Below are 13,574 nucleotides of genomic sequence, written 5' to 3' on the forward strand. Positions count from 1 at the left end.
TCACGCCAGCGCGCCGATCAGCACGAAGGTGCCGAGCCGCACGAGCCGTTCGGGCAGCGGCTCCGAATAGGCCGCCGGATCGGACAGGAACAGCGTCCACACGAGCATGCCGCTGATTACCGTCGAAACGATCCCGAACAGGAACGACGTCGCCCACGCGGCGCCCGCGAGCAGCGGGTAATACAGGACGAGCGGCAGGTTCACGCCGCCGAAGCGGATCGCGAGCGTCTGCAGCACGGTCGCGATCGCAACCAGCATCACGGCCGTGACGAAATTGCCGGCGCGGGTCCGCGGCATGTCGAATATCGGTCGCGCGCCTCGCGGCTGGTCCGGTCGACGGGGCATCAGGATTCCGGCTTGTCCGCTTCGTCTTCGAGCTGAGCGAGCCGGTTGTAGATCGTCTTCAGGCTGACGTCGAGCACCTCGGCCGCCTGCGCCTTCACGCCGCCGCATTGCGCGATCGTGCCGAGGATCAACTTGCGGTCGACTTCCTCGAGCGGCGTGCCGAACGGCACGGTCACGCGATCCTCGTGCGAATCGGCGAGATTCGACAGTTCGTCCATGATCGGCGGCGGCAGCGAATCGATCACGTCCGTGTCGCTGAAGATGCTCGCGCGCTGCACGAAGTTGCGCAGCTCGCGCACGTTGCCGGGCCATGCATAAGTCTTCAGTGCTTCGCGCGCGGCCGGCGCGAAGCGCAGGTTCCGGCCGCTTTCGGCGTTGAACTGCTGCAGGAACGCGTCGGCCAGCATCGGGATGTCGTCGCCGCGTTCGCGCAGCGACGGCAGCGGGATCGGGAACACGTTGATCCGGTGGAACAGGTCGGGCCGCAGCTTGCCGTCGGCCATCGCGGCTTCCGGATCGCGGTTGGTCGCCGCGACGATGCGCACGTCGACGTCGATCTCGCGCGTCGAGCCGAGCCGCGTGAGGCGCCCGGTCTCGAGCACGCGCAGCAGCTTGACCTGTGACTCGAGCGGCATCTCGGTGATCTCGTCGAGCAGCAGCGTGCCGCCGTCCGCGCGTTCGAAAAAGCCCTTGTGCTGGCGCTCCGCGCCCGTGAAGCTGCCGCGGTCGTGGCCGAACATCTCGCTCTCGACGAGGTTCGCGGCGATCGCACCGCAATTCACCGCGAGGAACGGGCCTCGGCGGCGCAGGCTCAGGTCGTGCACCGTCTGCGCGGCCAGCTCCTTGCCGGTGCCCGATTCGCCCGTCAGCAGCACCGACGCCTCGGTGCGCGCCACCCGGCCGATCGCGTCGTAGACGGCCTGCATCGCGGGCGAACTGCCGAGCATGCGGCCGAAGCGGCCGAGCCGCTGCAATTCCCCGCGCAGCTCGGCGATTTCCTCGTGCAGCGCCGTGGTGCGCGGCACGCGCGCGAAGATGCTGTTCAGCCGCTGCATGTTGAGCGGCTTCACCAGGTAGTCGGTCGCGCCACGCCGCAATGCGTCGATCGCGGTTTCAAGGCTCGCGTGGCCGGTGGTCAGCACCATTTCGCAGTGCGAACGCTTAGGCAACACGTCGAACAGCTCCATCCCGTTGCCGTCCGGCAGCACGAGATCGCACAGTACGAGATCAGGGGTATGGGTCGTGACGAGCGTGCGCGCTTCTTCCAGCGTCGCGGCCGTATCGCATGACAACTGCTGCGTGCGCGCGAGCGCCGCGAGCATTGTCCGCGTATCGGCGTCGTCTTCGACGATCAGGACGTAGGGCATCGTGGCTCCTTGTGAGGCGGCCCGGCGCGCTTGCCTGCCGGGACCGCGGCGGGTTGCAGCGAGGTCCGGCCTTCGGTCGCACGACGATGAGGCACGATCGATGCGTTCGTGCGGACTGGCTGTCCTCCCGTGAAAAGCAGTCCCAGTCAGTATAGAAGAGCGATGTCGTGCATTCGCCGATCATCGAATAAATCTATCCGCGCATGCGACCTGCATTGCCAGATTCAATGCGTCGCGATCGGTAAGAACGTCACCGCCTGGAGCGGATCATGCGGCGCGAAGTCGTCCTGATCCCGTCTTTTGCGCACTTCTCAGACGGATGCGGTCAAACTTTCCGGCCTGATTTTTCGCATGTCGAAATCCATTGGCGACGATACGCGCGGGCTCGCCAGCTTGCGTTCGATTCAGACCCTGCCGATTCACGTGTCGTGCGCCGAACGCCCTGCGCGCTTCGTCAGTCAGTCGGACGCTGCCGGACTGCCACCGTCGCGCGCTTTCGAAATCGCTTCGACGAGTTTCAGTTCGTCGTCGATCGACAGCGTCGTGTCGATCACTTCTCCGCCGAACGGTGCGAGCGCCGTGCTCAGCGCATAGATGTCGAGCTGCGTCGCGGCCAGCCCGAGTGACACGGTGCCGGGGCGCGCCTTGCGCGCGACGCGGTCGATCAGTGCGTCGTCCACCGGTTTCTCGCGCCACGCATCGAGCGACGATTCGATGTGCTCGACCACGCTGTCGAGCAGCGATCCGGGCGGCGTGCGATCGGGGTCGACCGCATGCGCGCGCAACTGTCCATCGGTTGCGCACTCGACGATCGCCACACCCGACAGCGCGACGACGTGCCGGTCGCGCAACGTATCGAGTTCGGCGAGCGCGCGATGGGCGGCCGCGAGGTCGGGATAGGACAACACAATCAGCGTATTCATCAGCCACTCCGTGTAATCAGGCGGCCGGTTCAGGATGCGCCGCGCTCAATGCGGCAGCCCGAACGCGGCCTTCAGGCTCGCGACGATCATCTGCATCGCGATCGCCGCGAGAATCATCCCCATCAGGCGCTGCGTCACCGCCGTCACGCGCGGCGACAGGTAATGGCCGATCAGCGGCGCCGACAACAACGAAACGGCCAGCAGCACGAGAAACGCGACGAGCCCGAGCGCGAACGCGAATTCCTGCCCGGTCGACAGTGCGCTGTGCCCGAGCACGATCATCGTCGCGATCGTGCCGGGGCCGACGAGCAGCGGGATGGTCAGCGGATAGATCGCGACGCTCTCGGCCGCGGCCGGATCGGCGCCTTCGTCGTCGCCCGGCGAATGCTGGCGACTCGGCGCGCCGTGCAGCATCGACAGCGCGATCAGCAGCACCAGCAGCCCGCCTGCAAGGCGGAAATCGTCGATCGTCAGGCCGAACACGTGCAGGATTGCGCCGCCCGCGACCGCCGACACGATGCAGCCGACCGTCACGCCGATCGCGGCCGTCAGCGCGACCTTGCGGCGCACGCCGTCCGCCGCGCCTTCCGTCAGCGACAGGAACACGGGAATGTTCGCGATCGGGTTCATGATAGCGAACAGCGCCGCGAACACCTTGATGGAAAAGGTCAGGTCGAAGGCCACAGGCTCGCTCCCGTCCCGCGCGTCGAAACGTGCGTTGAATCGCACTTCGAATCATGCGCAGGTTCCGCTTCGTTTTCGGTGCACGGCGCGCGCCATGCTGCTACGATCGACGCACCGCGTTCACGCACGACGGAGGGCCCCGACCGATGCAAGCCACCGACACCTTCATGGATCACGAGATTCGCGTCGATGCGACGCGCAACGCGAACGGCGCGTGGGTCGCGCAGGTGCGGATCTTCCGCGACGGCGCACCGGTCGACCTGCCGGCGCCCGAGCTCGTCACCCCCGAATGGCTCACGTGCGACGAAGCACTGCGCGGCGGCATCGACCAGGGCCGCGTGATCATCAAGACACGCGACCGCTAACGGCGCGCGGCTCATCGACGGGCTTCGCGCGACGCGTTTCACGCATCGAAATCCAGGTCGCCGATCAGGATCTCGCGATCGCGCTGGGTGCGCGTGCTGAAATCGACCGGCAACTCCATCTGCCAGCGTTCGATCGTGACCGGCAGCGCCGCGAGATAGCGGTCGAAGCGGCTGCGATCGGGCTCGGCCAGCAGCGCATCGATCGCATCGTCACGCCACGCGAGCCGCGCGTTCAGCCGGTTCGGCAATCCGACCGTCGACGTGAGGCCGATCACGTCGACACAGGTCGGGCTGCCCTGCCCGTCGTGCGGCACGACTTCCACCCTCACTTCACCGGGCTGATACAGGCCGAGCACGCGCGCCGCGATGCGCGGCGCAAACTCGGTTTCGAAACGTGCACGGACATCGGGATTCATCTCGCCTCCGGGTTCGAATCATGTCGTCACGCCGCTGTCACGCGGCTGCAATCTGCTGCTCGAATGCCGCTTCCGCCTTCAGGCTGTCGAGATCGCGGCCGACCGTCGCGACCGCGAGCCGCGTGTTGCCGCGCCAGTACGCGATCGTGCAATCGTGCGCGCCGAGGTCGCCGTCGATCTCGACACGATCGAATTGCTCCGCATGCCCGACGTAGTTGATCGTCAGGTCGTAATGCTGGCTCCAGAAGAACGGCACCGCGTCGAACGGCCGCTGCTGCCCGAGCATGTTGCGCGCCGCGACGATGCCCTGCCGCTCGGCGACGACCCAGTGCTCGACGCGAATCCGCTCGCCCGTCAGCGGATCGGGCCAGCGCGCGATGTCGCCGGCCGCGTAGATGCCGGGCGCACTCGTCTGAAGGAAACGGTCGACCGTCACGCCGCGCTCGACGGCCAGCCCTGCGTCCTGCGCGAGCGCCACGTTCGGATGCACGCCGATGCCGACCACCACGAGATCGGCCGGCAGCACGTCGCCGGTCGACAGCGTCACGCTGTCCGGCGTGATCTGCGCGGGCGTCGCGCCGAGATGGAACACCACGCCGTGCGACTCGTGCAGCGCCTGGATCGTGCTGCCGAGCGCTTCGCCGAGCACGCGCGCCATCGGATGCGCATCGGGTGCGACGACCTGCACGTCGACCCCGCGCGTGCGCAACGCGGCGGCCGCTTCGAGTCCGATGAAGCTCGCGCCGACCACGACGCAGCGTCGCGCCGTTTTCAGCTTGCCGATCAATGCGTCGCAATCGGCGCGCGAGCGCAGCACGCACACGTGCGGCAGATCCGCGCCAGGCACGGTCAGCCGGTTCGGCTCGGCGCCCGTTGCAAGCAGCAGCGCGCCGTATCCGACACGGCTGCCGTCGGCCAGTTCGACCGCCTGCTGCGCGGGATCGATCCGCGCGACACGCATGCCGCACCGCACGTCGATGTGATGGTCCGCATAGAACGACGGCGCGCGCAGCGGCAGCCAGTCGGCGTCGGCTGTGCCGGCGAGATAGTCTTTCGACAGGTTCGGCCGGTCGTACGGCGGATCGGCATCGGCGGTGAGCAGCGTGACGGGATGCGGATAGCCTTCCTGCCGCAGCGTCACCGCGGCCGCAATTGCCGCGGCGCCGCCGCCGACGATCACCACCGACGCGGGCAGCCCGGCCGCATTCAGCGCAGGCGGCACGGCGGCCGGCCGAGCATCGACCACGACGGCGCGGCCGTCGCGGCGTTCGACGCGCCAGCACGTCAACCCGTCGAGTGCCGGTGCGCGCAGCAGCTCGCCGGTGCGCAGGCAGAACGCCGCGTGATGCCACGGGCAACGGATCGTGTCGCCTTCCAGCAGGCCGTCGGCCAATGGCGCGCCGTAGTGCGGGCACTGTGCGCCCACGGCAAACAGTTCGTCGGCGCGGCGTACCAGCAGCACCGCTGCATCGCCGACATGGCCCTCGATCATTGCACCGTCGGCGAGATCGTCGAGCGCGATGCCTTGCGTGAGATCGGGACGTGAAGACGAGGAATCGCTTCCGGACATGACGTCGCTCCCGCAGAGTGAGGTAACGATCCCATTATCGGCGTCCCTCATGAAAAGAACAGGTACAGACGCCCCCGCAGCGCACGCAAACACGCACTGTAGCTTGTATGCGATCCATGACGGGCGTAGAACGTCACCAACGTTGCGGCGCAACACACCCGTCGCCTGCCGCACCCGTCGCGCGTCCTGCGCAATCCGCATGCCGCGCGCCTTCCCCCCGTCACCCGGAGTGCTACCCGATGGCCACCGTCCTGTGCGTGCTCTACCCCGATCCCGTGGACGGCTATCCGCCGCGTTACGTACGCGATGCGATTCCGGTCATCACGCACTACGCGGACGGCCAAACCGCGCCGACGCCGGCCGGCCCGCCCGGCTTCCAGCCCGGCGAACTCGTCGGCTCGGTATCCGGCGCGCTCGGCTTGCGCGGCTACATGGAAGCGCACGGCCACACGCTGATCGTCACAAGCGACAAGGACGGCCCCGACTCCGAATTCGAGCGCCGGCTGCCCGAAGCAGACGTGGTGATCTCGCAGCCGTTCTGGCCCGCGTACCTGACGGCCGAACGGATCGCCCGTGCACCGAAGCTGAAGCTCGCGCTGACGGCCGGCATCGGCTCCGATCACGTCGATCTCGATGCCGCCGCGCGCGCCCACATCACCGTCGCCGAAGTCACCGGCTCGAACAGCATCAGCGTGGCCGAGCACGTGGTGATGACGACGCTCGCGCTGGTGCGCAACTACTTGCCGTCGCATGCGATCGCGCAGCAAGGCGGCTGGAACATCGCCGATTGCGTGTCGCGCAGCTACGACGTCGAAGGCATGCATTTCGGCACGGTCGGCGCGGGGCGCATCGGGCTCGCCGTGCTGCGCCGGCTGAAGCCGTTCGGCCTGCATCTGCACTACACGCAGCGTCACCGGCTCGATGCATCGATCGAGCAGGAACTCGGGCTCACGTATCACGCCGATGCCGCGTCGCTCGCAAGCGCCGTCGATATCGTCAACCTGCAGATCCCGCTGTACCCGTCGACCGAGCACCTGTTCGACGCGGCGATGATCGCGCGCATGAAACGCGGCGCGTACCTGGTCAACACCGCTCGCGCAAAGCTGGTCGACCGCGACGCGGTCGTGAATGCGGTCACGTCCGGGCATCTCGCGGGCTACGGCGGCGACGTGTGGTTTCCTCAGCCGGCGCCGGCCGATCACCCGTGGCGCACGATGCCGTTCAACGGGATGACTCCGCACATCTCCGGCACGTCGCTGTCCGCGCAGGCGCGCTACGCGGCCGGCACGCTGGAGATCCTGCAATGCTGGTTCGACGGCAAGCCGATTCGCAATGAATACCTGATCGTCGACGGCGGCACGCTCGCGGGAACGGGCGCGCAGTCGTACCGGCTGACGTGACGCCGCGCGCGACGCGCGACTCGCGGCGGACCGTTCAGTCGACGCAGTAGGCGGCGAGCTTGCCGACCGTGATCACGGCCTGTTCGATCTCCGGCGACCACGGGCTGCTGTAGTTCAGCCGGATGAAATTCCGGTAGCTGTCCGTGATCGAGAACATGTAGCCGGGCCCGATCGTGATCCCCTGCTCCAGCGCGAGCTGGTACAGCCGCATCGCGTCGACCTGTGCGGGCAGCTCGATCCACAGCACGTACCCGCCGGCCGGGCTCGAAATGCGCGTGCCTTCCGGGAAGAATCGCGACACCATCGTCCGCATCAGGTTCGCCTGCTGCGCGTAGGCCTTGCGAATCCGCCGCAGGTGATGCTCGTAGCCGTCGCGTTCGAGAAACTCCGCGATCGCGAGTTGCGGCAGCGACGGCGTCGCGAGCGTGTTCAGGAATTTCAGCTTCTCGACCTGCTCGCGATAGCGGCCCGGCAGCGCCCAGCCGATCCGGTACGCAGCCGTCAGGCTCTTCGAGAACGACGAGCAATGCAGCACGATGTCGTGTCGGTCGAACGACTTCAGCGTGCTCGGATGCATGTTGCCGAAGTACAGTTCGTTGTACACGCCATTCTCGATGAGCGGCAGATCGGCTTTCGCGGCGAACTCGACCAGCTCGCGCTTGCGCTCATCGGGCATCTGGAAGCCGAGCGGGTTCTGGAAGTTCGGCATCACCATGCACGCGGCGATCGGCTGCGATTTCGCGATCGCGGCCAGCGCGGCGATATCGATCCCGTATTCCGGATGCGTCGCCACCTCGATCGCCTTCATCCCCATCCGCTCGATCGCATGCAGCATCGCGTAGAACGTCGGCGATTCCACCGCGATCGTGTCGCCCGGCTTCGCAACGGCCTGCAGGCACAGGTTGATCGCCTCCGTCGCGCCGACCGTCACGATGATCTCGTTCGGGTCGACCGACATCCCGTTTTCCAGGTAGCGGCGTGCGATCTGGCGGATCAACCGCGGATGGCCGGGCGGCAGCCCGTCCGTCACGCCCCACAGCGACTTGTCGCGGCCGGCCGCATACGCGTAGCGGTTCAGCTTTTCGAACGGGAACAGGCTCGGGTCCGGATACGGCGAGCCGAGCGGCACCGCGTCGTCGGTACCGATCGAGCGCAGCGTCGACAGCACCAGCCGGCTCACGTCGACCGACGACGAGATCGCGATCGGCTTCGACGGCCGCAATTCGCGCACCGGCGCATGGCTGTCGTCGCGCCGCAGGTTCACGAAATAGCCCGACTGCGGCCGACTTTCGAGCAGCCCGCGGCTTTCCAGCAGCAGATACGCGTGCAGCACGGTCGTGATGCTGATCCGGTGCTGCTGGCTCGCCTGCCGCACCGAAGGCACACGATCGCCGTGTCGATATACGCCCTGCCGGATGAGTCTCTCTATGTCGTTTGCAAATTTCTCGTAGAGCTTCATCCGCCTCGCCCCGCCAGCGGTGAACCGGCGTGCGATGCGCGGGCGGCATGGCCGCGCCGTTGCACGAAGCCGGATAGCCGTGGCCGGGCGCGGGTGTCCCGGTGCGAACCTCGTCCGTTATCGAAATTGAAGGCGGATAGCAATGCGAATCTCATCTAGACAAGGTTCGGCATCCTACTGCGTCATTTCGACGAATGTAAGTGACAGTTTGGCGAGGAAACGTGAAATCGGGCCGGCGTGGTGAACAGATTCGAACGCCACGGCGCGGCCCCGCGCGATCGCGCGGCAACCATTCACCGGGCGTGGGGCCGGCGCGCGTCGGCGCGGTTGGCCGATGGCCGTCGGGCGGCGGCCAAGCGAAGCCCGGTCATGCGCGGGCCCCGCGTGCACTCAAGCGTCGTCGACGTTGTCTGCGTAGTGATCGATCGCGACCTTGCATTCGTCGAACACGACCGTCAGCATCGCAACGTCGTTCGACTCGACCCACTTGCGGATCTGCAGGAATTGCCCGGTGCCGAGATCGGCGATGCGGGCCGGATCGTCGGTCGTCACGTCGACGACCGCGATTGCGCGGTTGCCGTTGCCGGGCAGCGGCGACAGCGTCGCCGCGATGTCGAAGCGCCGGTACGATTGTTCGATGCGCATGCGGTTCTCCTGTTGCGGTTCGACAACGACACGCTCAATCGAGCGTCTGGCGGAACACCTTGCCGCCGAATCCCGTCACGACGTTGTCGACCGAGAACGGCGTGTCCTCCTTCGCTTCCAGGATGACCGCGACGCTGCCGGGCACGAGCCGTGCCGCAATCGTCTCGACGAACGTGCCGTCGAGCAGCGCATTGCCGGCCGCTTCCGCGAGAATGCCGGCCCCCGCGCCGGCCGCCATGCCGGTGACCACGCCGAGCGGCCCGGCGAGCAGGCCGAGCAAACCGCCCGCGATCGCGCCGATCACGCCACCCTTGAACGGCCGCGATTCGGCGTGGAGTACCGCCAGCTTTCCGGTCGCGTCCTTCTCGACGACGACCCCGTTCTCGACGTGGAATCCTTCGTCCTTCTCCGACAGCGCCTCGAAATCGTTCGCGGCCTGGCGGGCCGTGTCGACGCTGTCGAACACGGCGACGATCAGTTGCTTTGTCATGCGACACCTCGCTCGGTTGGATGGTCGGTGGCAGCCGCCGCACCACACGCGGCACGCCGGGGTTCGATTCAGATGCCGGTGGCCGCCACGCGTGCACGGGCCGCATCGGCGTACGCGTGCGCAGCCTCTCGCTGCAGCCTGGCGACGGACGGCGCGCGTGCGAGCGCCGGATCGGCATCGCGCGTGTCGCGCGCCAGCCGGTAGGCGTCCGACGCCGCGTGCTGCAGTTCGATCGCCTGTTTCGTTTCGACGGAATGCGTGTTCATCCGGCACCCTCCTTGCAGAGACATCGACCATGCATGCGGCTTGTCGCTCGTTCTTCCTTACCTGCGCGCATGCGCATCGTCCTCGACATCGGCGACGTCGGCCGGGAAGCGGTGCTGGCCAAAACTCAGGATCAGCACGCCCACCGCGAGCAGCACGATCCCGAAGGTCGTCATCAACATCCGCTCGGGGCTGTCGGTTGCACCGCGCAGTATCAGGTCGCGTGCGAGCGACGTCATCGCAATGAACAGCGGAAACCGCACGGGCAACCGGCCGAGCCGCAGGTAGCGCACGTCCATCGCGAGCACCTCGAGGTACAGGAACATCAGCAGCAGGTCGGTCAGCGACACTTCACCCGCGAGCACGACCTTCCACGCTTCCTGCACCATCGCGAACGCGGTCGCGAGCCCGATCACGATCAGCCCGGCCAGTTCGGCGGCGTGCAGGAAATGGCCGAAGCGGCGGCGAATGCGCTCGGCCGGCGAGCAGGAAAGCGTGGTCGTATTCAAGGTGACAGTCGCGGTGATGAAGCTTGAACGGCGCCGGGCGGCGGGAAAGTCGCGTCGCGCGCGGCGGCATGCACGGTGGCGTGCGCGTCGGGCAGATCCGGCAGATCCTGCCCATGCGAGCCGGCCGCGCCGGTCGCCTGCTCGACCGCGGACAGCGTCCGGCGGCAGCACACGTGGAACGCGTCGCCCGCATCGGTGCAGGCAACGTCGTCGTGGTCGCGGCACAGCAGCAGGCGGCAGCCGAGATACCGTTCGAGGCCGTCGATCCGTTCGCTCACCTGCGTTTCGTCGAGTTGCAGCTCGGACGCCGCACCGGCCAGGCCGCCGTGCTCGACCACCGCGACATACACACGCATCGCTTCCAGCAGGTTCATGATGACGCTCCTCGTCGGCGGGCGCAGCGGGACCTAATCTACTGCACGCGGCACGCACGCTCAAGAGCACAGCGCTGCAGGCGCCAGGAGTACAGCTGCGCGGGCGCCGCCCAAAATCCGGCCCTGTTTGACGCATTCGCATGACAGTTTGGCGATACGTGTTCCAAAGACTGGCCGAAGCTGCTAGATTGCTTGCTCGACGACGTTACGCGGTGCGGGCAGGTCACGCGCCGTGCGGCCGGCCGCCACCGCTGCGGCCCGTTGCGCGATGTCCGCGCAATGTCCTTCATCCGCATGACACAAAGAGAACAGTCGCATGACACAGTTCAACCGTTCGCCTTCGCGCGGCACGGCACTTCCGTCCCGACATGACTGACCGGCAGCCCACGATGCAGACACCTCCCCCGCTCTCCCAGAACGTTCACAGCACGATCACGCGCAGCGCGATCTTCCTCGTGGCGACGATCAATCCCGGCGCCGATCACGCCGACACGATCCGCTCCTGGTGCGGCGACATCGCCGCGCTCGTGCGCTCGGTCGGCAAGCGCGTGCCGGGCGGCAACCTCACCTGCGTGTGCGGCTTCGGCGCCGACGCGTGGGATGCGCTGTTCGGCAACCCGCGCCCCGCCGCGCTGCATCCGTTCCGCGAATTCGGCGCCGGGCAGCGCGTCGCGGTCGCGACGCCGGGCGACATCCTGCTGCACATCCGCGCGGAAGCGATGGACCTGTGCTTCGAACTCGCGACGCAGCTGCTCGGCGCGCTCGGCGATGCCGTCACGGTCGTCGACGAGGTGCACGGCTTCCGCAATTTCGACCAGCGCGCGATGATCGGCTTCGTCGACGGCACCGAGAACCCGGAAGGCCGCGAGGCGGTCGACTTCACGGTGATCGGCGACGAAGACGCGGAATTCACGGGCGGCAGCTACGTGATCGTGCAGAAGTACCTGCACGACATGGCCGGCTGGAACGCGCTCGCGGTCGAGACGCAGGAGCGCATCATCGGCCGCACCAAATTGTCCGACATCGAGCTCGCGCCGGACGTGAAGCCGTCGTGCTCGCACAGCTCGCTGACCACGCTCGACGAGGACGGCCAGGAAGTGAAGATCCTGCGCGACAACATGCCGTTCGGGCGCCCGGGCGCGGGCGAATTCGGCACCTACTTCATCGGCTACGCGCGCTCGCCGGCGCCGATCGAGCAGATGCTCGAGAACATGTTCGTCGGCCGCCCGCCCGGCAACTACGACCGCCTGCTCGACTACAGCCGCGCGGTCACCGGCTCGCTGTTCTTCGTGCCGTCCGCCGACCTGCTCGAGGCGCTCGCCGATCGCTCGGCGCCGGCCGCAGAGGCCGCAGAGGCCGCCGAGCCGGCGCCCGCGTCGTCCGCGCCGCATCGCGACGGCTCGCTGAAAATCGGCTCGCTGAAAGGCGTGCCGTCGTAACGCCAATCGCCGAGGGCAGTCCGGCGCGCCAACCCCGCGCCGGGCGAGACGCGTCGTCGTGCGATGAACGACCTCCACTTGGTTGTGAAGCCTCAATAGGCTGCGTCTATGGTTCATCCGGGCTCGGGCGCGGCTACTGAACGCCGCCCGCTCCAGCTTCCGGAATCCCGGCTGGATGAATGTTCACAAGAATGAACGACACGCGATAGCCCGTCGACCGGAACAGATTCCGCATAGCGTCGAACGCGGCCCGCGCGGCGTTACCACCGGCACGCCGCAGGTATCGCAGCCATCCCATTGCGCCGTGCCCCACGCGCGCGCCGTCGCCCCCCACGCGAATTGCAGAACAGTTGCGCCACCGCAGGGTGTCGTTTCGATTTGTGCTGCAGTGGTGTCAATAGAGCCTGCTAATATGCATTTTCGCCCGCGATCGGCCTGCCTGGCATCAGGCGCAGTCCGTCAGCCGATCGGCCCACCATGAAGTGTTTTCGCAGACGTGAGGCAACCAGAACCCATGAATAACCTGCACCGCGAACTCGCCCCGATCTCGTCCTCCGCCTGGGAACAAATCGAGGAGGAAGTGGCACGCACGTTCAAACGATCGGTGGCCGGCCGCCGCGTCGTCGACGTCGACGGCCCCGAAGGCCCCGAGCTGTCGGCCGTCGGCACCGGGCATCTCGTCGACGTCGCCGCCCCGCGCGAGCAAGTGAATGCGCGGCTGCGCGAAGTCCGCACGATCGTCGAGCTGACCGTGCCGTTCGAGCTGAGCCGCGATGCGATCGACAGCGTCGAGCGCGGCGCGCGCGACGCCGACTGGCAACCGGCGAAGGACGCCGCGCAGCGGCTCGCGTTCGCCGAAGACGACGCGATTTTCGACGGCTACCAGGCCGCCGGCATCGTCGGCATCCGCGAAGGCACGTCGAACCGCAAGCTCACGCTGCCGGCGGATGTGAGCGCCTATCCCGACGCGATCAGCGACGCGCTCGAGGCGCTGCGGCTTGCCGGCGTCGACGGCCCGTACTCGGTCGTGCTCGGCTCGGATGCGTACACGGCGCTCAGCGAAGCGCGCGACCAGGGCTATCCGGTCCTCGGCCATATCAAGCGGATCGTCAGCGGCGAGATCATCTGGGCGCCGGCGATCAGCGGCGGCTGCGTGCTGTCCACGCGCGGCGGCGATTACGAGCTGCACCTCGGGGAAGACGTATCGATCGGCTACACGAGTCACACCGACAAGGTCGTCCGCCTGTACCTGCGCGAAACGTTCACGTTCCTGATGCTGACGAGCGAAGCATCGGTGGCCGTGGCGCCGCAGGCCAACACGGCT

The 13,574-nt window shown here is 67.4% G+C and carries 15 protein-coding genes and 1 pseudogene; 4 read left to right on the forward strand and 12 right to left on the reverse strand.

The window, feature by feature from the left end:
* Positions 1-12: 12 nt before the first annotated feature.
* The 4 genes and pseudogenes from G3N99_RS22285 to G3N99_RS22300 all read right to left on the reverse strand — a co-directional run.
* Positions 13-306, reverse strand: a pseudogene (locus G3N99_RS22285) (hybrid sensor histidine kinase/response regulator); the annotation flags it as partial.
* A 38-nt stretch (positions 307-344) separates the two neighbouring features.
* Entirely contained in the window at positions 345-1,712 is a 1,368-nt protein-coding gene (locus tag G3N99_RS22290; RefSeq protein ID WP_174932827.1) for a sigma-54 dependent transcriptional regulator, read from the reverse strand.
* Between the two features lie 458 nt (positions 1,713-2,170).
* On the reverse strand, positions 2,171-2,635 hold the full coding sequence (locus G3N99_RS22295) for a DUF1269 domain-containing protein (protein WP_206123492.1): 465 nt from the start codon (positions 2,633-2,635) through the stop codon (positions 2,171-2,173).
* Between the two features lie 45 nt (positions 2,636-2,680).
* The gene (locus tag G3N99_RS22300) at positions 2,681-3,319 is read right to left on the reverse strand and encodes an NAAT family transporter (protein WP_174984551.1); all 639 of its coding nucleotides are present in this window, start codon (positions 3,317-3,319) and stop codon (positions 2,681-2,683) included.
* 146 nt (positions 3,320-3,465) lie between these two features.
* Between G3N99_RS22300 and G3N99_RS22305 the strand changes: the two genes are divergently transcribed.
* A complete protein-coding gene (locus G3N99_RS22305) occupies positions 3,466-3,684 on the forward strand; it encodes a DUF6566 family protein (RefSeq protein ID WP_011349700.1) in 219 nt (72 codons plus the stop codon).
* A 38-nt stretch (positions 3,685-3,722) separates the two neighbouring features.
* Here G3N99_RS22305 and G3N99_RS22310 read toward each other — a convergent pair whose 3' ends face one another.
* A complete protein-coding gene (locus G3N99_RS22310; protein WP_174932821.1) occupies positions 3,723-4,100 on the reverse strand; it encodes a DUF5594 family protein in 378 nt (125 codons plus the stop codon).
* Positions 4,101-4,137: 37 nt separating this feature from the next.
* Positions 4,138-5,670, reverse strand: a complete 1,533-nt coding sequence (locus G3N99_RS22315; protein ID WP_206123493.1) for an FAD-dependent oxidoreductase — start codon at positions 5,668-5,670, stop codon at positions 4,138-4,140.
* A gap of 239 nt (positions 5,671-5,909) precedes the next feature.
* Here G3N99_RS22315 and G3N99_RS22320 point away from each other — a divergent pair, with 239 nt between their 5' ends.
* Positions 5,910-7,070 (forward strand): NAD-dependent formate dehydrogenase, encoded by a 1,161-nt coding sequence (locus G3N99_RS22320; RefSeq protein ID WP_206123494.1) that lies wholly within the window; start codon positions 5,910-5,912, stop codon positions 7,068-7,070.
* Between the two features lie 34 nt (positions 7,071-7,104).
* Here the strand turns inward: G3N99_RS22320 and G3N99_RS22325 are convergent, their stop codons facing one another.
* The 6 genes from G3N99_RS22325 to G3N99_RS22350 all read right to left on the reverse strand — a co-directional run bounded on the left by G3N99_RS22325 (position 7,105) and on the right by G3N99_RS22350 (position 10,811).
* The gene (locus G3N99_RS22325; RefSeq protein WP_174932815.1) at positions 7,105-8,529 is read right to left on the reverse strand and encodes a PLP-dependent aminotransferase family protein; all 1,425 of its coding nucleotides are present in this window, start codon (positions 8,527-8,529) and stop codon (positions 7,105-7,107) included.
* A 390-nt stretch (positions 8,530-8,919) separates the two neighbouring features.
* A complete protein-coding gene (locus tag G3N99_RS22330) occupies positions 8,920-9,174 on the reverse strand; it encodes a hypothetical protein (RefSeq protein WP_206123495.1) in 255 nt (84 codons plus the stop codon).
* A 34-nt stretch (positions 9,175-9,208) separates the two neighbouring features.
* On the reverse strand, positions 9,209-9,664 hold the full coding sequence (locus G3N99_RS22335; RefSeq protein ID WP_011349694.1) for a DUF1269 domain-containing protein: 456 nt from the start codon (positions 9,662-9,664) through the stop codon (positions 9,209-9,211).
* Positions 9,665-9,732: 68 nt separating this feature from the next.
* Positions 9,733-9,930, reverse strand: a complete 198-nt coding sequence (locus G3N99_RS22340; RefSeq protein ID WP_174932809.1) for a hypothetical protein — start codon at positions 9,928-9,930, stop codon at positions 9,733-9,735.
* Positions 9,931-9,987: 57 nt separating this feature from the next.
* The gene (locus G3N99_RS22345; protein ID WP_206123496.1) at positions 9,988-10,437 is read right to left on the reverse strand and encodes a phosphate-starvation-inducible PsiE family protein; all 450 of its coding nucleotides are present in this window, start codon (positions 10,435-10,437) and stop codon (positions 9,988-9,990) included.
* Complete coding sequence (locus tag G3N99_RS22350; RefSeq protein WP_206123497.1) at positions 10,434-10,811, reverse strand: LysR family transcriptional regulator; 378 nt, start codon at positions 10,809-10,811, stop codon at positions 10,434-10,436. Before G3N99_RS22350 ends, G3N99_RS22345 begins: the two co-directional genes overlap by 4 nt.
* Positions 10,812-11,179: 368 nt before the next feature.
* Here G3N99_RS22350 and G3N99_RS22355 point away from each other — a divergent pair, with 368 nt between their 5' ends.
* Complete coding sequence (locus tag G3N99_RS22355; RefSeq protein ID WP_206123498.1) at positions 11,180-12,250, forward strand: Dyp-type peroxidase; 1,071 nt, start codon at positions 11,180-11,182, stop codon at positions 12,248-12,250.
* 514 nt (positions 12,251-12,764) lie between these two features.
* On the forward strand, positions 12,765-13,574 hold an 810-nt coding region (locus G3N99_RS22360), incomplete at its 3' end, for a family 1 encapsulin nanocompartment shell protein (protein WP_206123499.1).

It is taken from the genome of Burkholderia sp. Ac-20392 (genome assembly GCF_017104585.1).
In the GTDB taxonomy this organism is placed as follows: domain Bacteria; phylum Pseudomonadota; class Gammaproteobacteria; order Burkholderiales; family Burkholderiaceae; genus Burkholderia; species Burkholderia lata.

Coding starts and splice junctions, on each gene's coding strand:
- G3N99_RS22290 (WP_174932827.1), bottom strand. CDS start 1,712: ATGCCCTACGTCCTGATCGTCGAAGACGACGCCGATACGCGGACAATG.
- G3N99_RS22295 (WP_206123492.1), bottom strand. CDS start 2,635: ATGAATACGCTGATTGTGTTGTCCTATCCCGACCTCGCGGCCGCCCAT.
- G3N99_RS22305 (WP_011349700.1), top strand. CDS start 3,466: ATGCAAGCCACCGACACCTTCATGGATCACGAGATTCGCGTCGATGCG.
- G3N99_RS22310 (WP_174932821.1), bottom strand. CDS start 4,100: ATGAATCCCGATGTCCGTGCACGTTTCGAAACCGAGTTTGCGCCGCGC.
- G3N99_RS22315 (WP_206123493.1), bottom strand. CDS start 5,670: ATGTCCGGAAGCGATTCCTCGTCTTCACGTCCCGATCTCACGCAAGGC.
- G3N99_RS22320 (WP_206123494.1), top strand. CDS start 5,910: ATGGCCACCGTCCTGTGCGTGCTCTACCCCGATCCCGTGGACGGCTAT.
- G3N99_RS22325 (WP_174932815.1), bottom strand. CDS start 8,529: ATGAAGCTCTACGAGAAATTTGCAAACGACATAGAGAGACTCATCCGG.
- G3N99_RS22330 (WP_206123495.1), bottom strand. CDS start 9,174: ATGCGCATCGAACAATCGTACCGGCGCTTCGACATCGCGGCGACGCTG.
- G3N99_RS22335 (WP_011349694.1), bottom strand. CDS start 9,664: ATGACAAAGCAACTGATCGTCGCCGTGTTCGACAGCGTCGACACGGCC.
- G3N99_RS22340 (WP_174932809.1), bottom strand. CDS start 9,930: ATGAACACGCATTCCGTCGAAACGAAACAGGCGATCGAACTGCAGCAC.
- G3N99_RS22350 (WP_206123497.1), bottom strand. CDS start 10,811: ATGAACCTGCTGGAAGCGATGCGTGTGTATGTCGCGGTGGTCGAGCAC.
- G3N99_RS22355 (WP_206123498.1), top strand. CDS start 11,180: ATGACTGACCGGCAGCCCACGATGCAGACACCTCCCCCGCTCTCCCAG.